The sequence below is a fragment of the Pseudomonas sp. genome, assembly GCF_051660785.1.
GTDB lineage: Bacteria > Pseudomonadota > Gammaproteobacteria > Pseudomonadales > Pseudomonadaceae > Aquipseudomonas.
On the sequence record NZ_JBOFQE010000056.1, the window covers coordinates 104465 to 127875 of the forward strand.

Consider the following 23411-nt stretch of genomic DNA (forward strand, 5'->3'; position numbering starts at 1 on the left):
CACAGGGTTTGTGTTTACAGATCCGAATACTTTTTTTATCTGCCCAGATGGATTCCAACGATGGACCTGACCCCACGCGAAAAAGACAAGCTGCTGATCTTCACTGCCGGCCTCGTGGCCGAGCGGCGTTTGGCGCGCGGCGTGAAACTCAATTACCCGGAAGCCATGGCCTACATCTCTGCGGCGCTGCTCGAAGGCGCGCGTGACGGCCAGACCGTTGCCGACCTGATGCACTTCGGCACCACCCTGCTCAGCCGTGAACAAGTGATGGAAGGCATTCCGGAAATGATTCCGGAGATCCAGGTCGAAGCGACGTTTCCCGACGGCACCAAACTGGTCACCGTTCACCAACCCATCGCCTGAGGACGCGTCATGAGCTATCAAATCCGCGATGCGCTGCACGCCGACCTGCCGGCGATCCGCGACATCTACAACGACGCCGTGCTCAACACCACGGCGATCTGGAACGAACAGGCCGTGGACCTGGGCAACCGCCAGGCCTGGTTCAGCGCCCGGCAGACCCAGGCATATCCGATCCTGGTGATTGTCGACGGTGATAACAGCGTGCTGGGCTACGCTTCATTTGGCGACTGGCGGCCGTTCGACGGTTTCCGCCACACCGTCGAGCATTCTGTCTACGTGCGCAGCGACCAACGAGGCAACGGTCTCGGCCCGCAACTGATGACGGCGCTGATCGAGCGCGCCAAAGGCTGCGACAAACACATCATGGTCGCGGCCATCGAAAGCGGTAATGCCGCGTCTATCCGTTTGCATGAACGGGCCGGTTTCGTGATTACCGGTGAGATGCCGCAAGTGGGCACCAAGTTCGGCCGCTGGCTGGACCTGACCTTCATGCAACTGACCCTCAATCCTGGCGCGGAGCCGCCGCCCGCCCACAAGGAGTAATTGCCGATGAACGCTGCCCAACTGCGCCGCGTCAATGTTGAAAGTTTTGCGCACTATCGTCAGGGTTTGATTGATCTGCTGCTCGACGCCGTCGGCTATGGCGCCAGTGTCGGCTTCATGGCCAATCTGGACGCCGCTGCGGCACGCGCCTATTTCGATGACGTTCAGGACAACCTGAACAAGGGCAATGTGCTGCTGTGGGTAGTGGTGAAGGACGAACAAGTGCAGGCCAGCGTTCAGTTAACCTTGTGTCAGAAAGCCAATGGCCTGAACCGTGCCGAAGTGCAGAAACTGCTGGTGCGCGAACAGGCGCGCCGCCGTGGTCTGGGCCAACAGTTGATGAACGCGCTGGAACAAGCCGCGCTTCAGCACAAGCGCGGCATGCTCTTCCTCGACACCGAGGCCGGCTCCCCCGCCGAAGATTTCTACAAAGCCCTGGGTTACACCAAGGCCGGTGAAATCCCCGACTACGCCTGCGACCCGAGCGGCCGGTATAAACCGACCGCGCTCTATTACAAGATTCTCCAGGGAGCTCATTGATGATTCCCGGTGAATTCCAGATCCAGCCCGGCGACATCGAACTCAATGTGGGCCGCCGCACTGTCAGCCTGAAAGTGGCGAACAGCGGCGATCGGCCGATCCAGGTCGGCTCGCATTACCACTTTTTCGAAACCAACGACGCCCTCACCTTCGACCGTGCCGCCAGCCGCGGCATGCGCCTGAACATTCCCGCAGGCACTGCCGTGCGTTTCGAGCCGGGGCAGAGCCGCGAGGTCGAGTTGGTAGACCTGGCCGGACATCGCCGGGTGTTCGGGTTTGCCGGACGGATCATGGGGGACCTCGACTGACACCGGCCCCTGTGGCGAGGGGATTCATCCCCGTTCGGCCGCGAGCGGCCGTAAAACCACCACCTCGGTCTATCTGCAAAAACTCACTCATTGAATTGCGGGTGCTTCGCACCCGAACGGGGATAAATCCCCTCGCCACAATAAATTTGTGCAAGGAATTGCGATGAAGATTTCCCGTCAAGCCTACGCCGACATGTTCGGTCCCACCGTCGGCGACAAGGTCCGTCTGGCCGATACCGAACTGTGGATCGAAGTGGAAAAAGACTTCACCACCTATGGCGAAGAAGTGAAATTCGGCGGGGGCAAAGTCATCCGTGATGGCCAGGGCCAGAGCCAGCTCCTGGCCGCAGAGGTCGTCGACACGGTGATCACCAATGCGCTGATCATCGACCACTGGGGCATCGTCAAGGCCGACGTCGGCCTCAAGGACGGTCGTATCGCCGCGATCGGCAAGGCCGGCAACCCGGACGTGCAACCGAACGTGACTATCGCCATCGGCGCCAGCACCGAAGTCATCGCCGGTGAAGGCATGATCCTCACCGCCGGCGGCATCGACACGCACATCCACTTCATCTGCCCGCAGCAGATCGAAGAAGCGCTGATGAGCGGCGTCACCACCATGATCGGTGGCGGCACCGGCCCGGCCACCGGGACCAACGCCACCACCTGCACCTCCGGACCGTGGCATCTGGCCCGGATGCTTCAAGCGGCGGACGCGTTCCCGATGAACATCGGCCTCACCGGCAAGGGCAACGCCAGCCTGCCGGAGCCGTTGATCGAACAGGTCAAGGCCGGCGCCATCGGCCTCAAGCTGCACGAAGACTGGGGCACGACGCCGGCGAGTATCGACAACTGTTTGAACGTCGCCGACCAATACGACGTACAAGTGGCAATCCACACTGACACCCTCAACGAGTCGGGCTTCGTCGAAACCACCCTCGCCGCCTTCAAGGGCCGCACCATCCACACCTACCACACCGAAGGTGCCGGTGGCGGCCATGCTCCGGACATCATCAAGGCCTGCGGTTTTGCCAACGTGCTGCCGAGTTCCACCAACCCGACCCGGCCGTTCACCCGCAACACCATCGACGAACACCTCGACATGCTCATGGTCTGCCACCACCTGGACCCGAGCATTGCCGAGGACGTGGCCTTCGCCGAAAGCCGCATCCGCCGCGAAACCATCGCCGCCGAAGACATCCTGCACGACCTCGGCGCGTTCTCGATGATCAGCTCCGACAGCCAGGCCATGGGCCGCGTCGGGGAAGTGATCACGCGCACCTGGCAGACCGCCGACAAGATGAAAAAACAGCGCGGCCCCCTACCCGGTGATGGCGAAGGCAACGACAACTTCCGCGCCAGACGCTACATCGCCAAGTACACGATCAACCCCGCGATCACCCATGGCATCAGCCATGAAGTGGGCTCGATCGAAGTGGGGAAATGGGCCGATCTGGTGCTCTGGCGTCCGGCGTTCTTCGGCGTCAAACCCACCTTGATCCTCAAGGGCGGCGCCATCGCGGCCAGCCTGATGGGCGATGCCAACGCCTCGATCCCGACACCGCAACCGGTGCATTACCGTCCGATGTTTGGCAGTTACGGCGGTTCGTTGCACGCCACCAGCCTGACCTTCATCAGTCAGGCAGCGCAGGAGGCGGGCCTGCCCGAAGCCCTGGGTTTGAAGAAGAAAATCGCTGTGGTCAAAGGTTGCCGCGAGGTGCAGAAAACCGATCTGATCCACAACGATTATCTGCCGAGCATCGACGTTGACCCGCAGACTTATCAGGTCAAGGCCGACGGTGTACTGCTGTGGTGCGAGCCGGCAGAGGTGTTGCCAATGGCCCAGCGTTACTTTCTGTTTTAGTGACGCAGCCCCGCTGAAGACGGACGCGATCGTCCGTCTTCATTACCTGTCGCATCAAGAAAACAGATCCCGGATCATCCCCTCGGTGTAGGCGTAATCCAGGCGCAATTCCATACCTGTGGGTATGTCTTGCGTCGCGAATATCGCATTCAACACATAATGTTTTCTGATGATCCTGTCGCCAACCAGCTGATCCGCTTCAACTTTGAAATCAACGGTTTCCACGTTGTAGCCTCCTGCCGCCTGGCGTAACGGTTTTCCCGTGGCGTCGTATTCAAAGTGGGTATTTATCCGGGAGCTGATGTTGTCGCCCACGATTGCGATTTGCTGTAACTCGAGCTGACCTGAACGGGCGCTCAAATGTGCGCCGGCGCTCATGGTGAATGTTGCCGCCCTGGGTATCGTTATCGAGCTGGCGGGGACCAGCGTGCCTCCATAGACAGCGACGATTTCCCCGTTGGCAATCGGCCTGTTGGCAACCACCATGGATTGTCCGATCAGGGCCTTTTCTCCTGGCACTTTTACATCCGACTCGGTGAATGTGCGCAACCGCAGTTTTTCTTCATACAGCCTGCCGACCTCTTCAAACCCTTCGAACTTGATATAGGGTTTTACTTGCTCCGAGGTGTATTGCTTACCGGAGTCAAGCGTCACTTTGGTCTCGAGTTTTCGAATGCGCACGGGTCTGCCATCACGATCCCTTAGCGGGTATTTGCCATTGTTGGCGCGATGGTATGACCCTATCTGATTGCTGTGGGGTAGATACGGAACCGCGAGCCTCATCACGTTGAGTTCTTCGGGGGTATAGGGCGTCATCGCAATAGCAGAGGCTGCCAGTTCAGGTCGGGAAAGCTCCAGCGGGTGCCAGAGTTCGCTGCCCGGTTGGCGCAGGAGCACCGGGCCGCTAGGTTGCAGCTCACTCGATAGCCTGGCCCGGTACTGACCCGTTGCCGGGTCCAGCCCCACGTGCACAATGTGCCCGCCCGGCACCTCGGCGTACTGGCGCCCTTTGAACGTCCTTAGCCCCTGCGCATCGGCTTGCGGCAGTTGCGTCGCCGCGGCGACCCAATAATGCTCCAGGGGCTGTTGAACAGGCCCCTTTGCACGATCGATTGTGGACACTATCGCGCTGACCGAGAGGGGTGTCCGGGTGGCTGGCTCAGGGTCAATGCCTCTCGGTGTTGTGTCCGGTTCCGGGTGGAGCCTCCAACGTGGCGGGATTGGCGACCCCGAAACTACCGGGTGGAAATGTCAGGCCGTGACAGGGGCGAATTCGGCTGTCCGGGATTATTGGCTGTGGCTTTTGAGGGCGGTTTTGGTGACATGGTCTTTTCGTCCTTGAATAAGTTGCCCCCGCTTCGCAGGTTGTGCGGGGGCGTGGCTTCATTGCCGGTCTGGTTCTGTGTCACTGGTTTCAACCGTAAAGGGGATCTCCACCCGTTGCAGTTTCGCCCGGTCCATTGCCTGTTGGGTCAGGCTCTCGAGCAGCGCTTTCATTTCGCTGTCGATCTGGTTCAGTTCGGAGGTGTAAGTATCGTCAGTCATGAGCTCTCCGGGGGCGATCGCGCTGTCCGGTTTACCCAGTTCGGCAGCAAGTAGCCTCAGTTCCTGTTTGAGAGCGGCTTTTGCCTCGAGCGAAAGATCCGGTTCGGTAGCGCGCGTCTCAAGCGCGAGGTAGAACTCCGTCGTCGCATCGATCCGGCGTCTGAGAATCTTGAAGGCGCTTCGATTCGAGCCTCGGACATAAGACGCCCAGAAAGGCTGCTCAATGATCGAGTCGCGCAGCAAATCACCGGCCTCCAGATCCAGCACACGCTGATAGGCACTCTCGATCATCTGCGGGGTGACGCCCGTGTGCGTGCGAAACTGCAAGTCACGGGATTGCCAGGGCAGGTCAAGTCGTTCAGCCAGGTCCGTCATGAAGGCCAGATGAACCTCGACTTCATCGATGCTCCCCGAGACGCCGCCAGTTTCGTCGATCGCCCTGAATTGCTCTCCGTTTTCCAGTCGCTCGGCGACCACCTTGTGAGCAATCCGGCTCAATTCGTCCAGACGGGATTTGCCGCGTGCCAGCTGCACCAGCTCGGCCTCAACCAGGCTCGGACTGCCCAGCGCATAGGCTTCGTGAATCAGCACCTCAACGCCCATGGCATTGAACAGCTGGGCCCCGGCGTCAACACAGGCGGTGGCTTCCTCCTTGCCCATGACAAAAAGATTGCGCCGCAACTCGCTGTCTTTGGACATGGCCTCCAACATTCGCCAAAGTTTGCCCGTCATGTCCTTTCTGAACGGCAGATCGTTCCTGAAATGGCTGGACTGGGTCAGTTGCCTGATCTTGTTGAAAAAATCCAGCGAACCGACTTCATCTTCAACACTGTCCCAGATCGCTTGCCGGGCGACCCATTCAGGCCGCGTCAAGCCTTCTTCCCAATCAAGACTGTCGCGCACGCCACGGGGTGGGTAGGGACGATCGGGATCCATGCCGACGGACCGGATATAGTCCCTGAGCGTGTCCAGATTCTCGACCGACAACCAGGGCGGATCGCGATTCAACACCGTGCGCGCCAACAGCTCGGCAGACGCTGAGCCAGGCGTAACCTGCGGGATAACGGTCAGTTCGTTGCGCAGCTGGCTCAGGTAGAAGTGCCGGAATCTGGGTTGAGCAAACAGCCCGTCCGGCCAGGTATGAATACCGGTCTCATCCAGCAGCACGGTGTGCAGTAAACGCATCCCACCGATATCGGGTACTTGCCCTAACGGGTTCCCATGCAAATCGAGACTGTGAAGCCGGGTAAGCCCTCTCAGGCTCCTCACTCCCTGCGCATCCAGCACGATCCGGTTCTCACCGAGATGCAGCTCCTCCAGCCCACGCATTCGTCCGATGGCCCCAGGAAATTGCGTGACCTTGTTGCCGGTGAGGTTCAACGAACGGAGTCTGGGGAAGTGATCGAGAAAGGCTACCTGTGTGTCGATGATTTCAGTGCCCGACAAGTTCAGGCTCGTCACGTGCTGAAAATTGCCTTCCAGAGGCGGCATGGTCCCCAAGTGCCGCCCCAGGGGCATATTGGCGAGGTCAAGCAACGACCCCTGCATATTTCCCAAAGCGTCCACATCCCTGGGTCCGGTTTGCTGCCAACACTGCCGAATGGCCCTGTATAGCGAGTTTCTGGACTGCCATTCGGCGATGCCGGCGCGGCTGAACCTGAAGGCTCCGGTTGGAGAATCCAGCCAGCGCTGGAAATTGGCATTGAGCCGGTTGAACTCTGCTTCCAGCGCTGTGGCCCGTTGCTCCGGCGTGATGTCGCCTCCACCGCCGTCCAGGTAAGCCTGGGCCTCGGTTTCCGACCACCCCGGGCGCACACTCCTGACGCGCTCGCGCAACGTCAGTTGTCCGGTAAGCCGTTGAATGCCTTGAGGCGCAAACATACCTCCGCGCAGCTTCATCGTCTCAGGATCATAGGCAGGTTTGCGCAGCGGGTTGTCCGCCAGCATCGGGCGCAGCTTGTCCCGTGCCAACGGCGCATCTTGAACGGCGCGCTTGAGGGTCGCACCTTGATTGATCTCAAAACCCAGCGCTCTGCGCTCAGCGTCGGGCAGTGCATGCAAGACGGATGAGAAGAGATCGTCGGCCCCGTGCAGATGATTATTTTCGGCATCCCGGGCTTCATAGCTTCCGTCCGTGCCGATCAGGACTTTACGCAGGCGCGCATCTTCCGGACCGATGCTGTCGCGCAGGTCTCCGTTAAACGAATGTTCACGGATTTCGATGCGCACGTCGCTCGACCAGTTCGGCAAGGTTTCCAGCGAGTGCAGCGCCAGCCTTTGCGTATCAGGAGCGTGCATCAAGTCAAGGAACAGCCCTTCATAGGCCCGCGCCAGACGCAGTTCCAGCAAGGCCGCGCGCGCCTGTTGCCGCAGGTGCAAGCCGATACGCCTGCTCTCGGCGAGCACTCGCAAGTCCGTCGGATCAGCGGCACTCAGCAGTTCCTCGGCCATGTTGGAGGGCAGTTGCGTAAAGGCATCCTGAAGCACCCGCACGCCGGGGTTATCTGATTGCGACAGACCGTTCTCAGGCAGCTTCCCTGTGTCCTCCCACGTTTTGAACCGGTTGATCTCGTCGATCAGCAACGCGGGCGGCGCTTCGTTTTCGACATGCAGCCGACGCAATACATCTGCTTCGACGCCACTGGCGATACGGATGCGTTCAAGCGTTGCATCATTGAACGCTTCTACCTTCGTCCCCAGCCGTCGCATCAGTTCGGTGGAGGTCCATTCGACAGGGCGGTCGAGTTCGGTGTGCCAGGTGCCGGCGCCATTGTGTTCAAGCTTTGGCTGGTAAGCCGTGAGCCGCTTCGGATGCTGCATCCCTGGCTGGCCGGTCAGCGGATCGTCCTGCACCGCGAAATATTTGCCCTCGCGCGACAGGAACTCCTTATCGCCGAGCACGTGAAGGCCTCGCCCGTTGGGCTTCGAGTCGGGACTCAAACTGACTTGATGCTCGTACGGGCTCAAGTCCGGGTTCCAGAGGCGAGGCGTGCCGTCAGGGAGTACGACCGGCTTCAACTGCTCGACAAAAGGCGAAGGCTTGACCACTGCCGCCGCCCCGGGTGGCAGAACATGCCCTGCCGCCATGATCGCCAACTGGGCCGCATTGATCATGACACCGGTCAGGAGTGCAGCCGCTTCCTCCTTGTCGCCCTTGCTCCAGTCTTCAATGCCCTCCATGGTTTCGAGCAGCATTTGCCCGACCATGATTCCCAGCATGGCCTCACCCAGCCCCGGTACCAGCATCGCGCCGAAGTTGAACACGTTCCAGCCGATACTCAGATAGCTCGTCAGTCGCTTCCAGCGAGCGTCGGCATCTTCATCCCCCGTCGGTACGGCAATGTGACGCGCATCGGCGATGGCCTTGTCACACCGCCATCGACCGAGCCGAGGCCAGAGTGCGCCGTCAATCACGCTGGTGATCGGCTCCGCAGTGGGGTTTTCCACAGCCGTTTGCCGCCACCACGGGCCCATGTTCAACGGTTCACGCTGGTGCCAGGTAAAAGTGTTGAAGCGCTCCCTGACGCGAGCGAAAAACCTGCCCTTGTCTTTCTGCGGCACGAACCGGCTGAAGAACTGTTGATAGTCCGAAGAGCGCAGTTGGCTAGTCAACGTCTTCATGAAATCGGTGAAGGAGTCGTATTGTTTCAAAGGATGTTCGGGGTCGTCGGGCACATAGGCGATCAAGGTGCCCTCGAGCCGACTTTGATTGTCGATATCCTCGCGACGCAGAATCTCCCCGGCCAAACCGCTGGGCCCGTTGGCAAAAAAGGCTTTCAGCAAAGTGAACTGTTCAAATTGCTGTCCGGGCAAAATGTTCAGTTTGCGCGACCACTCCAGCATTATTCGTTGATGTGCCGGCACCAGTTCGTCGTAGATTCGTTTTATTTTCGATGGATCCGCCACCGCACTGAACAACACGATTCCCGACAGCCTCACCCCCATCAAGGACAAGCGGTGAGACTGCAACGGGCGATTGCCCAGCGTGATGTTTGACTGGTTATCACGAAGTTGCTGCAGCTTTCGGTACACATGCGAAGTGATATCGCCTTTCAGATACGCAATTAATGCCGATTCATTGAACGCAGCCTTTTCTGTCCCGATGAAATGCTGCTCGATCGACGCCTTCGCCGCAGGTCCTGCAGGACGCAGCAATCCGGTGAGGTGCCGCTGATACTGCGCTCCGAGGTCCAGATCCCTGCACAGGCTTGCAAAGCTCTCAATAGTCAATGCGTGCCGAGTCAGGGCACCTTCGGCGTCGGTGGTGAAAATACCGGAACCGTCGCGAAAGGCGCCTGCCTGGGTTTCAGCAGCCTCGAAGTTATGCAGCGCGGCCTCCAGCAGGCTTGTCTGCCGGAGCCGGCTGGCGTTGGTGTCAATGCCGAAACCCAGGCGCGCCGGAACATACAGGCGCACCGTCGTGGCCTGGACATCCAGCTCCACGTTCAGCTTTTCTTTCAGGGCTTGAATAAGCAACGGTTCGGCGAAGCCGTTGATGTCCTTTTGCAAATCAGCCAGCGTGTCATTCAGATCGTCTTGCAATCGCCAGCGTTCACTGCTGAGTTCCTTGAGGTATTGACGGTCGATTGCACTGGCCTTGACGTACCATTCTGGAAATTCGGATTTCGGCTCTGCCGTTGAAACCACCCGGCACACGGAAAGTCTTTTCAGGATCGCTGGAACCTTGGATGCAAGGTAATTCGAATAAGTATTGTCGTCGGCAATAACTTGCGGCGTACCACCGACGACCGGCCATTCTGCTAATTCATTCATTACGCATGTCCTTATGCGGTCGAAAGAACGCCCAGCTTATTCAATACCCGTCAAAACAAAAGTTTAAATAGTGGTTGGAAAACGACGATAAACGAACAACCACATTCAACATGAGAATCTGAAAAATAATTAATTACCACCCACAAGATGCACGGCCATGATCAGGGCTGTCAGCGGTAGTTCTTACCCGTCTGCAAAGACGCTAAGATGCCCAGACTTTCCAGCCAGGTAACGGCCATGCGCTTATCCGAATTCATCAGGCAACACGCGGACCGTATCGTCGATGAATGGGAGCAGTTCGCCAGAACGATTACCCCGGCCGCCGAGCATATGGACCGGGTTGCCTTGCGTGATCATGCCAAGGCGATTCTGCTGGCGGCAGCGCGGGACATGACCACCGCGCAAACCGCCAGCGAACAATTGGCCAAGGCCAGGGGCGAAGGCCCGGAGAAAACCCCGAGCCTGGATGAAGCGGGCGCCAGTCATGGCGAACTGCGGCACACCGTGGGCTTCGACCTGGTGCAGATGACCAGCGAATTTCGCCATTTGCGGGCCTGTGTGATTCGGTTGTGGGTCGACAGCCTGGAGTCGCCGGACCTGGCTTACTTCCAGGACATGATCCGTTTCAACGAAGCGATCGATGAAGCCCTCGCCGAATCCACCGCCGCCTATGCCGAACAGGTCAATCACTCACGGGACATCTTTCTGGCAATCCTCGGGCACGACCTGCGCGCCCCGTTGCAAGCGATCAGCATGTCCACCGAATTGCTGTTGCGCAAAGCCCCGCTTGAAGGCGATGCACTGACCTGTGCGATCAACATAAAGCGCGGTGCACGGCACATGGCGGTGATGGTCGGCGATTTACTCGAACTGGTTCGAAGCCGATTGGGCAAGAGTCTGCCGATCGAACCCAGGCCCATGGACCTGGCCGATGTCGCGCATACCGCGATTGCCGAAGCCTGCGCCGGCAACCCGGAATGCGATCCAACGGTGAAAATAGTCGGCGATACCCGTGGGGTCTGGGATGCCGGACGACTTGATCAACTGCTGCAGAACCTGGTCGGCAATGCGCTGCAGCATGGGTTAAATAAACGTGACGTAACACTCACCCTCATCGGCGAGCCCGAGTCGGTTCGCATGACGGTGCATAACTACGGCATGCCCATACCGGAAGACGCGATCGCGACGATTTTCGATCCTCTGGTGCGCAGCGCCGACGAAGAACTCGGCCAGCCGACGACCAGCCTTGGCCTGGGGCTGTTTATCGTCAAGGAAGTGGTGGACGCGCATGGCGGGACGATCGAGGTCAGCTCCAATGAAGCGGATGGCACGCTGTTTACCGTGGTGTTGCCCCGGAAGATGTAAAGCAAGGAAACCGGGTCATCGTTCATCGCGAGCAGGCTCGCTCCCACATTCGATCGTATTCCTCAAAGAACCCCGGCTAACTGTGGGAGCGAGCCGGCTCCGGGCGGCGTTCCGACGATAGCGCCCGAACAGACGACGCTAAAACTTCAGAACACTTACTCCACCACCAACCGCCCCAACCGCTGCTTGAGCATCCGGTTCTCGGCCCGTAGTTGCTGGACTTCTTCCAGCAGGTCCAGCGCCAGGGCGACGCCCTCCCACTCCAGTTCCAGATCGCGCCGCAGCTTGGCGGCGCGCTTGGCCAGGGCCAGTTCATAATCGTTGAAACGCCAATCCTTGGGCTGCTTGCCCTGAGGTTCGAGGATGCCGTGCTCGACGATTTCGATCACGTAGACGTCCGACAGGTCGGTCGCCTCACAGAATTCTGCCATGTCCAGTTGAACGATCAGGGGGTTGCTCATGATGGGCTACTCCGTCTCTTGGATCAGAAGTTTTCTCTCGGGTTGAACGCAGCTTTTTCTGCCAACTGCTGCCACAGCGCCTTGACCTCATCGCTCGAGGTTTTAGGCATGACTGCCTTGAGTTGCACGAACAGGAAGCCGCGTTCGCCTGCCTTGTTCAGCAAACCATGCCCCTTGGCACGCATGCGCTGGCCATTCTGGCTGCCGGCCGGCACCTTGAGGTTGATCTTGCCTGTCAGTGTAGGCACTGCCACTTCGGTACCCAGCGCCAACTCCCATGGAGCCAGCGGCAAGGTAATGATCAGGTTCTCGCCTTCGACGTCAAACTTGGGGTGCGGCGCAAAGCGAATGATCAGGAACAGGTCGCCATTGGCCCCGCCACCGGTGCCCGGCGCCCCCTGGCCCTTGAGGCGGATGCGCTCGCCGTCGGACACGCCCGCCGGGATTTTCACGTTCAGGCTTTTGCTGGTGTTGCTGACGTGCTGGCCGGCAGCGTTGTACTGCGGCACCTGGAAGGTGACCTTCTTCGACTCGTTCGAGAGGGTTTCTTCCAGAAAAACCGGTAATTCCATTTCCACGTCTTGCCCTCGACGTCCGGCGCGCCGGCCCGACTGTCCACCACCAAAACCAGGCCCACGATTACCGAAGATCGAACTGAAGAAGTCCGAAAAATCGCCCGTGTCCTGACCACCACCGAAACCACCGGCGCCACGACCCTGCCAACCCGGCGGACCCTGGAACGGTTGGCCGTGCTGGCCGTATTTGCGCAAGTCGTCATATTCGGCGCGCTTGTCGGCGCTTTTCAGCGCTTCATAGGCTTCCGAGGCGTCCTTGAATTTGGACTCGGCATCTTTTTCCTTGCTGACGTCCGGGTGGTATTTGCGCGCCAGCTTGCGATAGGCGGCCTTGATCGCCTTATCGTCAGCCGTCGGCTCCACACCGAGAATCTTGTAATAGTCTTTGAAGTCCATCGAGGGAATCACCATCCGTTATCGATATCGCGCCGCCACCGGCAGTCTGCGCTCATTGGCAGGCGCCAGGTTGACCGATCTCAAGTGGTTGACCGGGCAGCGCATCAGAAGTTTATCGGCAGCGGCCGGCGGTTCTTGCGACCGTCCTGTGGCTGCCAGGCCCAATGCAGACAAGTTTGGGGCAAAGGATAGTCTTTCAAGGCGCGAATAGCTGAGATTTAGCGGATAGTCGGCCTTCGAATATTCGCCGCACTGACATACACTGCGCGGCCGTTTTTTAACCGGAACTCGAAAGACATGAAAAACGCATCTCCAGCCCGTGCCTGTGGTATCGACTTCGGCACGTCCAACTCCACCGTCGGCTGGCTGCGCCCCGGCATGGAAACGCTGATCGCGCTGGAGGACGACAAGATCACCCTGCCCTCGGTGGTCTTCTTCAACATGGAAGAACGCCGCCCGGTGTACGGCCGGCTGGCGCTGCACGAGTACCTGGAAGGCTATGAAGGCCGGTTGATGCGCTCGCTCAAGAGCCTGCTGGGCTCCAAGCTGATCAAGCACGACACCAGCGTCCTCGGCACCGCGATGCCGTTCAAGGACCTGCTCGGTTTGTTCATCGGCCAGCTGAAGAAGCGCGCCGAGACCGCCGCCGGTCGGGAGTTCGATGAAGTGGTGCTGGGTCGTCCGGTGTTCTTCGTCGATGACGACGAAATGGCTGATCAGGAGGCGGAAAACACCCTGGTGGACGTGGCGCGCGCCATTGGCTTCAAGGATGTGTCGTTCCAGTACGAGCCGATTGCGGCGGCATTCGACTATGAGTCAACCATCGAAAAGGAAGAGCTGGTACTGATCGTCGACATCGGCGGTGGTACGTCCGACTTCTCGCTGGTGCGCCTGTCCCCCGAGCGCCGTACTCACGACAACCGTCACGATGACATCCTCGCCACTGGCGGCGTGCACATCGGCGGGACCGATTTCGACAAACAGCTGAGCCTGCAAGGCCTGATGCCGCTGTTCGGCTACGGTAGCCGCATGAAGAGCGGCGCTTACATGCCGACCAGCCACCACATGAACCTGGCAACCTGGCACACCATCAACTCGGTGTACTCGCAGAAGTCGACCCTGGCCCTGGGTAGCATGCGCTACGACATCGAAGACACGGGCGGCATCGATCGTCTGTTCAAGCTGATCGACCAGCGCGCCGGCCACTGGCTGGCCATGGAAGTGGAAGAAACCAAGATCCAGCTGACCCACGCCGACAGTCGGCATGTGCCGCTGGACCGCATCGAGCCGGGTTTAAGCGTGGAGCTGAGCCGGGCGCTGTTCGAATCAGCCATCGACAACCTGCTGGAGCGCGTGCGCAACAGTGTCACGCAATTGCTGAACGACGCCAATGTGCGGGTCGATCAGGTCGACACAGTGTTCTTCACCGGCGGTTCGAGCGGGATTCCGGCGCTGCGCAACAGCGTGTCGGCGATGTTGCCGAATGCGCGGCATGTGGAAGGGAACATCTTTGGCAGCATCGGCAGCGGGTTGGCGATTGAAGCTGCCAAGCGTTATGGCCCGATGGACTGACCCGAAACCGGGGTGCACCCATCGCTAGCAGGCTAGCTCCCACATTGGATCTGTGGTGTTCACAAAACCAGTGTGGGAGCTAGCCTGCTAGCGATGGCGTCAGATCAGGCAATACATCTCTAAGATCAAACCATCCCCACCTGCTTCAACTCGCTCTTCAAATACGCGTAATAAATCGGCCCGGCCACCACCCCCGGCAGGCCGAACGCGGCCTCGAACACCAGCATCGCCAGCAGCAACTCCCACGATTTGGCACTGATCTGCCCGCCGACAATGCGCGCGTTGAGGAAGTATTCGAGTTTGTGGATCACGATCAGATAACCCAGGGCCGCCACCGCCACCCAGATCGACAGCGACAAACCGACGATGGTGATCAGGGTGTTGGATATCAGGTTGCCGATCACCGGCAACAGGCCGAGCAGGAAGGTCAGCACGATCAGGGTTTTGGTCAGCGGCAGCTTGATGCCGAACATCGGCAGGACTACCGCCAGAAAGATGCCGGTGAAGAAAGTGTTGAGCAGGGAAATCTTGATCTGGGCGAAGACGATGTTGCGAAACGCCTGGACCAGCAGGTGCAAGCGATCAAAAAGTGCAGCAGCCAGCGGTTTGCGCTTGGTCACGTCCGGCACACGCTGCAAGGCGATGATCGCCCCGAGCACCATGCCGATCAGCAGCGTCACGAACATGTGCGCCGCGTCCTTGCCGACCAGTTGCAAGTCGCTCAAGTGTTTGCTCATCCACTCGCCGATGGCCACGCGAAATTCGGCGGCACTGGCGGGTAGATAGGCGTCGATGAACGGCGGCAGTTGCCCGCGCGCGCGGTCAACCACGTGCATGAATTTGTCGAGGGAAGCGCCTGGGTTTTCCGCTTCATGCAGCAGGAAGCTGATGGCACCGGCAAAGATCAACGTCAACACGCTGACCACTAACGTGCCCAACAACGCCACCGCCAGCCAGCGCGCACGCCGGCCTTCGATCAGCCGCTGCAATTGTGGAGTGAGCATGTTGACCAGTTCGAACACCAGCAACCCGGCCAGCAGGCTGGGCAGCAGCCGCAGAGGAATCACCAGCAGCAAACCACCAAAAATGATGACCCAACTGATCAGCAGCAAAACTTGGCGTTGAGAAAACGTTGGCATACAGCCTCAAAACGAACGGCGTAAAAGGATTGGCAGTCTGCCAGCGTTCGGGGGCCAGCACTAGGGATTGTGTAGCGCGACCTTAGTGGGGCATTGGCGATTTTTGCAGCGTCCATGCTGCCCTCATCGCGAGCAGGCTCGCTCCCACAATGGATCCATGTGCGCAATACAAATGTGGGAGCGAGCCTGCTCGCGATGGGGCCAGTACAGCCAACGCATATCTCCCGCCCCACGCTGGAACGGATTATTTTTTCTTGAGGCAATCACTCATGAAAGCTTTGCGCTCGTCACCCTTGAGCGCTTTGGTAGCGGCAGTGGCGTTACAGGTCTTCATCTTCTCTTGCTGAGGGGTCAGGACTTTGCCGTCGTTGGCGGCCGGCGCCGCTTTGAGGCAGGTGCTCATGAAGGCTTTGCGCTCATCGCCCTTGAGGCTTTTCGCAGTAGCGTCAGCATTGCAGGTGGTCATCTTGTTCTGTTGCTCCGTGGCGGCGAAGCCCTGGGCGCAAAACAGCAAACCGATCATCAACAACGGCACACGCAACATCTTCATGGAGTTTTCTCCTTGTTGCCGCGCCGAGCGGCGCGGCCTCATTCTGGAGTGTAGACAACCCCTGTTACACCTCCATCCGCTGACGCATCAAAGGGTGCTCAATCAGAGTCCTCCTCCTGTTCCAGGAGGTCCTTGAAAGCCTCCCGGTATCGAGCGTATGCATCAAATCGGTTTTCAATGACTGATGCGGACATCCGTTCGAACGAAACCGGCGTGCCACCCCCGACAGCATAGGTTTGGCCCAGCTCACTTAATGACGTCCATTGAGCGTATGCCGCACCCTTCTCATAGAGTTTGTTTATTTTTAGCTGCCGATACGTGTTTGCCTCGGAAACCGCTGGCAACGTCGCAGGGCCTGGTGGCGTTTCATTGATAAAGTCGTACTCGGCCAGGGCCGGCCCGGGTGGCAGCGTCGTCACCGGCGGCAATTCAAACTCGAAGTGGCCGTTATCGGCCAGATGCGCCGCGGGGAATTCCGGCCAGGAATCGGCGACAACCAGTCCATCGAGATTGCTCGACAGATCGCCAATCACCACATATTGATGGTCAAAACTTGTGGCCCTGACAATGTGAATGCTGGACGTGCGGGGCTGGCTGGCGAGGATCGAAAACGTGACCTTCGAGTTCTCCGAGCAATTGCCACCCTTGATTTCGACGGCTTTGCGGGCAGCTTCTGCGGTGGTCAGTTTTGCGGTGAACCCGCCCTCCTCAAGGTCCATCCCTCTGAGGCCTTTGATTTTTGCAATTGCCGAGCCGCCCTTTTCCCACATGCTCGGCAACTGGTTACCCGACAACGGCAGGAGTTCCTTGGCTCGATAGATCGCGTTCTGTGCCATTTTCAAATTGGCCATGGTTTGAGCCGAAACCTGAACCGGTTCCTCAGCTGTAGATTCGGCGTGGAACAGCCACTCTCCATAGCTACTCAAATCGGCCAGCGCGGGAGTTGACGCTACATCGCTCTCACGCACCGAGTGCCGCAGCGCCTGGTATTCATGGTCCCGCCCGGTCTGCTCCAGATTTCGCGCATTCGCACCCAGATTCCGTTCCGGTTCCGTGAGCGGCACCAGGCCCTCCTCGGTGAACAGGCGATCGATTAATTCGTTGAACTGCTCAGGCAGCATCAGCTTCTGCAGATCAGGCAATGCCTCGATACTTTGGACGATTTCCAGACCCGGCCCGGCCTCTCCAGTAGCATTGGCAGCGTTCAGCGCACCCCCTAGATCGTCAAAAAATTCATGCGCAAAGCGCTCATGCAACAGTTTCAGTCCACGCAGATAATCGAATCGCTTGACCCCGGAAACAGAATGATGGAACGCTAAACTGACCAGATCGCTGTACTGGCTGCCGATTCCTTCCAGGGCTGCACGCTCGCCGCCACCGTCAGGCGCACCGCCGCGCAAGCGCATGAATCGAGGATCGTAAGTGGCGCGCTCCAGAACCGGGAGATCGTCCAGCACCTTCAGCAGCTGATAGGGCTTCAATGCGTTGTCCCGCAAGGCCCGCTTCAGTTTTGACCCCTGACCGATATGGATGTCCAGCGCGTTGCGCTCGGCATCCGGCAACGCCTGCAAAATAGAGGAAAACAAATCCATGCCCGAATGCAGGGCGTTTTCGTCTTCGTCATAGGCGACGAATGTCGAGTCCTGACGCTCAACGAGCGTGCGCCGAATTCCCGCGTCGTCCTTACCGATGCTGTCGAGCAAGCGACCACTGTGTTCGAACCGTCGGACTTCAATGCGTACATCAGGATTCCAGCCGCGAAGATTCTCAAGTGAGTGCAGCGCCACTCTATCCATGTCGGGACTGTCGACCGAATCCAGGTAAAAACTTTCATAAGCGCGACTGATGCGCACGTCTCGAATGCCCCAGCGCGCCAGGTTTTCCAGTCTCGCGGGCAACTGGCCGCGCTCGATCGCCTCGACTTCGGAACGTGTGGCAATTGACAGTATCTCGCGGGCGACCGTGCCAGGCAGGCCCGGCACTTTGGCCTGGATTGTTTTAGCGTTGCCACTCGTGCCGGCCTCGACGCGCCGATAGTTCGCGCTGAACAGCGAAGTGCGTTTGCTCCTGGCCAATTTCGTCAATTCTGCCCGTAGGTTTTTGGCGTTCAATTCGGGCGTGCTGAGTTGAATACGAAACTCGACGTTCAACAAGGTGTTCAGTTGCGCGTTATCAAGGTGTGATAACAGCGTCTTGACCAGATCGACGCCCGAGAGACGATTGCTGTTGATCCGGACACGTGGGCTGCCGGCGCGCCCAATGACTCGAAGTACGTCACCACTGGCGTCTACCAGTTCGATCGCCGTGCCGGGCCACACACCATCGAGTAGCTGAAATTGCATGTCGGGATCGGCGCTCGAATAGTCTTGGATATGTTCGCTGCCCATCTGTTCGATGAAGGTCTGAATGTCGCGATCGATACGGAACCGGGTCACCGTATCGCTGAGTAAAGGCAAGGGGCGTTCATTATCGGCATACATTCCGCGAATCGCGCTGGCATCGGTCTGGCTGACCGCACGGATGTCCCCGTAGGCCTCGGCCAGCTCGCTCATGTCCGGTGCGAGTCGCGCCATCAAGGTCGTGTCATCCCATGTGTGTGGCTGCTCGCCTTCAATCACAAATGCACCTTCGCCGTTGCTGTTCACCACGGGTTGATAGGCATCGGGGCGAACTGGATGCTTGACCCTGTGCTGACCGGTCTGCGGATCTTTCGTGAGTTCGAAGTGCCTGGTGTCCAGCTTGAGAATCGGCTTGCCTTCATGTTGGTGCAGCCAGGTTTCGTCAGGCTGTGAATCCGCAGCCAGGGTCAGGTTTTGTTTCTGATAGGGAGCGAGGTCCTGGTTCCACAGGCGTTCGGCGCCGCCGGGAAGCGTCACAGGTTTTGTCGACTCGATGAACGATGACAGCTTGGGCAGTACGACCTCCCCACCGATTTTCATGCCGGCGGCGAATGCCGCTAACTGGATCCCGCTTTCGACAAAACCAATGATGTGCTCGGCCCCTTCCAGATAAAGACCTTCAGCCAGATCCACGATGCCTTCGACAACCTCGCTGACCAACTGATAAACCATGTAACCCATCATTATCTCGCCCACACCGGGTATGAACGGCCCCACAACCATCAACGCTGCATTGAAGATATCGGAAAGAATTTTTTCCAGATTGTCGAACCATGCCCAGCGTTCCATGCGATCGGCATCTTGCGTCGAGATAACCATTTCCCGGGCATCGTTGAGGATTTTGTTTTGCTGTTGCTGATAGAGATATAACCAGGGGGCGCCAGAAAATAATGTATCGGTGTCGTTCTCGAATCGAACCTGGTCGAAGTGCAGACGCGGATTCTCCACCGGCGTTTCTCGCCAGACCGGCTGATCGACGCCCGGGACTTTATCGTGTTGGGTTACTTCTACCAGCGCGGCGTTGAGTGCCGCAAAAAAGTGGCCCCGTTGCTGATGGTCGACAAAACGGCTGAAGAACTGCTGATAGCGGGTAGTGCCCTCCGCCGGGTCTTTTGCAGTGTCGCGCAGCTGGCGAGTGAGCTCACGGGCAAAATCGGCCTTTGAAGCGTACTCTTTGAGTGGATGTTCCGGATCGTGCGGTACATAGGCAATAACTCGCCGGGCAGCGGCGTCGTGGCGATAAAGATCAGGCGCTATCAGCACGATCCCTCTCAACTGAACATCGAGAATTTTCAGCTGATAGTAGCGAACAGGCAGACCTGCCATCGTCGACTCTTTAGAGCCTTTGAGCAGGCCTTTTACCGCCAGGAAGCCTTCAGCCGAGATATCTTTTTTCAAATGGGCCAGATACAGCGCTGCGTTCAGGGCAGCTTTTTGGCTTCTGATAACTTTGCGTTGCAACACGCCACGAGCCAACCCGTCGACAGGACGCACATAGTTTTCAAGATAGGCCTGATATTGGGCACCGATGTCCAGGGTGCGACAAAGCGTCTTGAACTGCTCAATGCTCATTTTGTTGCGAATATCGGTTATTTCGAATCGATTCGATTTGTCGGGTCGCGTAATGAATTGCGAATCGGACGTTAATACTTCTCTGCTGGAAAAATTATGCAATGCCGCATCAAGCAGCGACACCACACGGGAGACTACCCCGTTATTAACGTTCATGGCCCAAGGGGATAACCGGGCTGGAGAAAACAACTGCAGAAACGTTTCTCTGACATCGACATCGACGCCGTATTGATTTTTCAACGCCTGACAGAGGAGAGGCTCGGCAAAGGCGTGCGCATCTTGCGCTTCGCGCAGTATGCGGTCGACATCGTTTTGTGCACGCCAGCTTTCCTCGATGGCACTTTTGAAAAGCCCATGTTCAATCGACGAAGCCTTTTTTGTCCAATCCGGAAGAGGGAGAATAGCGTTTTTCAATGCACTTATTCTGTGTAGCGATGCCTGGCTTATCCACTCTGGAATAGCTTTCTTAATAAGTTCGTGATGAACGCTTTTTTCTTGCGTTGCGGGTATCAGCACTTCACGAATCGGAATAATAGTTGCCACTTTTACACTCTGCATAAGTAAGTTGAACAAGAACGGCTTATGCAGCCCAGCGTACAACGTTAATCCTGCGCTCCATTGAAGTGCATTTCTGATTCATCTGTAAGAAACATCTGCGTCACGATGACTAAAACAATACTTTTCTATAGTTGAAATCAGATAACCCGTTGCCGCCGATACTGCTCGGGCGTACAACCGGCCTGACGCTGAAACATCGCGATAAACGCCGAGCCCGTGCTGTAACCCATGTCGAACGCGATCTCCTGAATGCTGCGCTGACTGTCCAGCGCTTCGATCGCAGCAAGAAAACGCAGGCGTTGCCGCCACTCGCCGAAACTCATGCCCAGCTCGCGGACAAATTGCCGCGCCAACGTGCGTTCGCTGACATGGATCTGCGCGGCCCAGTGCGCCAATGGCCGATTGTCCCCGGGCTCGGCTTGCAAAGCTTCGAGTATCCCGAGCAATCCCGAGCTGCTGGCGTAAGGCAAATAACACTCGTGAATGGGCGCCTGTTGCAACTGGTCCACCAGCACTTGCGCCAGGCGTTGGTCCGCGTCCTGTTCGGGAATTTTCACGTCACGAGCTGCGAAGTCCTTGAGGATAGCTTTCAGGATATCGCTGATCGCCAGCGTGCACGCTTGCTGTGGCAGCGCCTGGCACAACGTCGGCGCCAGGCAGACAGCGCGATAGTTGATCGGTTGATTGCTGTAGAAACTGTGCTCGGTCTCGGGCGGCACCCACACGGCGTATTGCGGCGGCGACATGAAGCGGCTGCTGCCGATTTCCATGTGCAGCACTCCATTGGCGCAATATTCGAGGGTGCCCCAGGGGTGACGGTGGGCTGAAGCGTATTCGTGGGTATCGAAGTCGGCGTAGCGAAAATAGACCGGGGACGGCAGTTCTGCGAAGTCGAGCAGGTCGATGTGTTTACTGGTCATGCTGTCCGTCATCCGGGGCCGGTTGTCTGGATCGAAGTATAGGCTTGCATCCAGACAGGCGGATAATCGCACCTCACTAACGCTTCCGGTTTTTTCTGATGCAATACGCTTATCCCCTGCTGGCCATTTTCATTTGGGCCGGCAACACCGTGATCACCAAGATGTCAGCCGGGGCGATCTTCCCCGCCGAGATCGGTTTCTACCGCTGGCTGCTGGCCGGGATTCTGTTCACACCGTTCATGCTCAAACCGGTGATCGTGCATTGGCCGTTGATCCGCCCGAACCTGGGCAGGATTTTCATCCTTGGCGTGCTGGGCATGGCGGTCTATCAGAGCCTGGCGTACTTCGCTGCGACGCTGACCACGGCGACCAACATGGGGATCATTCTTTCGCTGATGCCCTTGATGTCGCTGGCCATGGCGATTATCAGCCTCGGTCAACGCCTGACAGCGGGGGCATTGGCCGGCGCGGTGTTGTCGTTTGCCGGGGTTTTGGTGGTGGTGTCGTCCGGGAGCCTGGCGGCGTTGCTGGAGCATGGCGTGAACCTGGGTGACGCGATGATGCTGGTCGCTACGCTGGCTTACGCGATTTACAGCACGCTGCTGAAGAAATGGCAGCTGCGCTTGCCGCCGCTGGTGTTGTTGTATTTGCAGGTGCTGGTGGCGGTGGTGGTGCTGTTTCCGCTGTTTGTCGTTTCACCGAAGGTCGGGCCGACGCTGCAGAATATCCCGCTGGTGCTTTACGCCTGCCTGCTGGCTTCGATGGTCGCGCCGCTGGCGTGGATGCAGGCCGTGGTACGCCTGGGGCCGAGCCGGACCACGCTGTTTTTCAATTTGCTGCCGTTGATTACGGCGCTGATTGCGGCGGTGGTGCTGCATGAACAGCTGGCGATGTATCACCTGGTGGGCGGGATGTTGACGTTGGGCGGGGTGGTGCTTTCGGAGCGTTGGACCACGGTGCTTGGCCGCAGGGTCAGTGTTGCCTGAACTGTGGCGACGGTTCGCTAAATCCCCTCGCCACAATGCGGTCTAAACCCCTGCAGCTTTCAATCTGGCTGCATGCTCGACAAACAACCGCACCGGATCAGCCCCCTTCCCCACCAGCCCCAGCGACTGGTTGACGATGTCGAAGTGATCCATCGGATATTCATCGCCAATCACCGTCCCCAGGTGTGAGCTGTAGCGCCCGACCATCCCGTCGCAATGCCCGGTTTCGCGCACGAAGGTTCTGGCAAACAACCGGCAGCTGCGATTCGTCCCGTCGAACAGGTTACCGCCGCGATCCGTCTTTCCCGGCTGCAAGGTCCCGGACCAGGAGTAATAACGCACGCCATTGACCTCTTCCGGCCCATGTCCGCCCCAGGTTTCAGGCAGCCCCTGTGGATAACGCTGATTGAACGCCGCCACGCCTGCACTCGTCAGGGATTCGTGGGAAGCGTGGATATCCACCGGTAATTTCGGCCCTCGATAACCGGTTTCCAACAGGCTCATCAACGCGCCGATAAACCGCAGCAATACCGCCAGCAGCCGACCTTTGGCGGTGTCCGCCGGGTAGTGTTTTTCCAGATAATCCGCCAGCTCCGAACCATGATTCGGCCCAGCGACCGAAGTGACGGAAGCCACGCGATCCGGGCGTTTGGCCGCTGCGTAACGAGCCGTTAGCGAGCCTTGGCTGTGGCCAATCAGGTTGACCTTCTCGGCCCCGGTTTCCCGCAGGATCTCTTCGATCCGCGCCAGCAATTGCTCGCCGCGCACTTCGCTGGAATTGAGCGGCGAGACCTGCACCGCAAAGACTGTCGCCCCACCCCGGCGCAACGCTGAAATGATCCCGTACCAGTACGGATACAGCACCAGACGGATAAACCCGAGCATTCCCGGGACCAGCACCAACGGGTAACGCGTAGCGGAACCTTGCGACATGGGCGAACATCCTTGTGATCGATGAGATGAAGCAAGGCTGGATGCAAGA

Annotated in this window: 17 protein-coding genes; 8 read left to right on the forward strand and 9 right to left on the reverse strand. The window is 58.5% G+C overall.

Going from position 1 to position 23411, the window contains the following annotated elements:
• Positions 1-60: 60 nt before the first annotated feature.
• The 5 genes from ACRC4F_RS13660 (at position 61) to ureC (ending at position 3618) form a co-directional block, all read left to right on the forward strand.
• Complete coding sequence (locus ACRC4F_RS13660) at positions 61-363, forward strand: urease subunit gamma (protein WP_128874348.1); 303 nt, start codon at positions 61-63, stop codon at positions 361-363.
• A gap of 9 nt (positions 364-372) precedes the next feature.
• Positions 373-906: a GNAT family N-acetyltransferase gene (locus ACRC4F_RS13665; protein ID WP_438659768.1), complete on the forward strand. Its 534-nt coding sequence runs from the start codon at positions 373-375 to the stop codon at positions 904-906.
• Positions 907-912: 6 nt separating this feature from the next.
• A complete protein-coding gene (locus ACRC4F_RS13670) occupies positions 913-1446 on the forward strand; it encodes a GNAT family N-acetyltransferase (RefSeq protein ID WP_438659769.1) in 534 nt (177 codons plus the stop codon).
• Positions 1446-1754, forward strand: coding sequence for an urease subunit beta (locus tag ACRC4F_RS13675; protein ID WP_438659770.1), 309 nt, complete (start codon positions 1446-1448; stop codon positions 1752-1754). Before ACRC4F_RS13670 ends, ACRC4F_RS13675 begins: the two co-directional genes overlap by 1 nt.
• Positions 1755-1917: 163 nt before the next feature.
• Positions 1918-3618, forward strand: a complete 1701-nt coding sequence (ureC, locus tag ACRC4F_RS13680) for an urease subunit alpha (RefSeq protein WP_438659771.1) — start codon at positions 1918-1920, stop codon at positions 3616-3618.
• 54 nt (positions 3619-3672) lie between these two features.
• On the opposite strand, the gene ACRC4F_RS13685 is transcribed toward ureC, so the two are convergent.
• Together ACRC4F_RS13685 and ACRC4F_RS13690 are read right to left on the reverse strand one after the other, a co-directional pair.
• Positions 3673-4740, reverse strand: a complete 1068-nt coding sequence (locus ACRC4F_RS13685; protein ID WP_438659772.1) for a hypothetical protein — start codon at positions 4738-4740, stop codon at positions 3673-3675.
• Positions 4741-5001: 261 nt separating this feature from the next.
• Positions 5002-9936, reverse strand: a complete 4935-nt coding sequence (locus ACRC4F_RS13690; protein WP_438659773.1) for a dermonecrotic toxin domain-containing protein — start codon at positions 9934-9936, stop codon at positions 5002-5004.
• A 237-nt stretch (positions 9937-10173) separates the two neighbouring features.
• Here ACRC4F_RS13690 and ACRC4F_RS13695 point away from each other — a divergent pair, with 237 nt between their 5' ends.
• Complete coding sequence (locus tag ACRC4F_RS13695) at positions 10174-11301, forward strand: sensor histidine kinase (protein ID WP_438659774.1); 1128 nt, start codon at positions 10174-10176, stop codon at positions 11299-11301.
• 155 nt (positions 11302-11456) lie between these two features.
• On the opposite strand, the gene ACRC4F_RS13700 is transcribed toward ACRC4F_RS13695, so the two are convergent.
• Both ACRC4F_RS13700 and ACRC4F_RS13705 read right to left on the reverse strand, forming a co-directional pair.
• The gene (locus ACRC4F_RS13700; protein WP_109627747.1) at positions 11457-11762 is read right to left on the reverse strand and encodes a chaperone modulator CbpM; all 306 of its coding nucleotides are present in this window, start codon (positions 11760-11762) and stop codon (positions 11457-11459) included.
• A 23-nt stretch (positions 11763-11785) separates the two neighbouring features.
• Positions 11786-12733, reverse strand: a complete 948-nt coding sequence (locus tag ACRC4F_RS13705; RefSeq protein ID WP_438659775.1) for a DnaJ C-terminal domain-containing protein — start codon at positions 12731-12733, stop codon at positions 11786-11788.
• A gap of 297 nt (positions 12734-13030) precedes the next feature.
• Between ACRC4F_RS13705 and ACRC4F_RS13710 the strand changes: the two genes are divergently transcribed.
• Positions 13031-14305, forward strand: coding sequence for an Hsp70 family protein (locus tag ACRC4F_RS13710; protein WP_438659776.1), 1275 nt, complete (start codon positions 13031-13033; stop codon positions 14303-14305).
• 125 nt (positions 14306-14430) lie between these two features.
• On the opposite strand, the gene ACRC4F_RS13715 is transcribed toward ACRC4F_RS13710, so the two are convergent.
• The 4 genes from ACRC4F_RS13715 to ACRC4F_RS13730 all read right to left on the reverse strand — a co-directional run bounded on the left by ACRC4F_RS13715 (position 14431) and on the right by ACRC4F_RS13730 (position 21443).
• Positions 14431-15444, reverse strand: a complete 1014-nt coding sequence (locus ACRC4F_RS13715; protein WP_438659777.1) for an AI-2E family transporter — start codon at positions 15442-15444, stop codon at positions 14431-14433.
• A 244-nt stretch (positions 15445-15688) separates the two neighbouring features.
• Entirely contained in the window at positions 15689-15994 is a 306-nt protein-coding gene (locus ACRC4F_RS13720; RefSeq protein WP_438659778.1) for a PsiF family protein, read from the reverse strand.
• 98 nt (positions 15995-16092) lie between these two features.
• Complete coding sequence (locus ACRC4F_RS13725) at positions 16093-20508, reverse strand: dermonecrotic toxin domain-containing protein (RefSeq protein WP_438659779.1); 4416 nt, start codon at positions 20506-20508, stop codon at positions 16093-16095.
• Positions 20509-20660: 152 nt separating this feature from the next.
• A complete protein-coding gene (locus ACRC4F_RS13730) occupies positions 20661-21443 on the reverse strand; it encodes an AraC family transcriptional regulator (protein ID WP_438659780.1) in 783 nt (260 codons plus the stop codon).
• A 98-nt stretch (positions 21444-21541) separates the two neighbouring features.
• On the opposite strand from ACRC4F_RS13730, the gene ACRC4F_RS13735 reads away from it, so the two are divergent.
• On the forward strand, positions 21542-22429 hold the full coding sequence (locus ACRC4F_RS13735; RefSeq protein ID WP_438659781.1) for a DMT family transporter: 888 nt from the start codon (positions 21542-21544) through the stop codon (positions 22427-22429).
• Between the two features lie 42 nt (positions 22430-22471).
• Here ACRC4F_RS13735 and ACRC4F_RS13740 read toward each other — a convergent pair whose 3' ends face one another.
• Positions 22472-23362, reverse strand: coding sequence for an alpha/beta fold hydrolase (locus ACRC4F_RS13740; protein ID WP_438659782.1), 891 nt, complete (start codon positions 23360-23362; stop codon positions 22472-22474).
• Positions 23363-23411 lie beyond the last annotated feature (49 nt).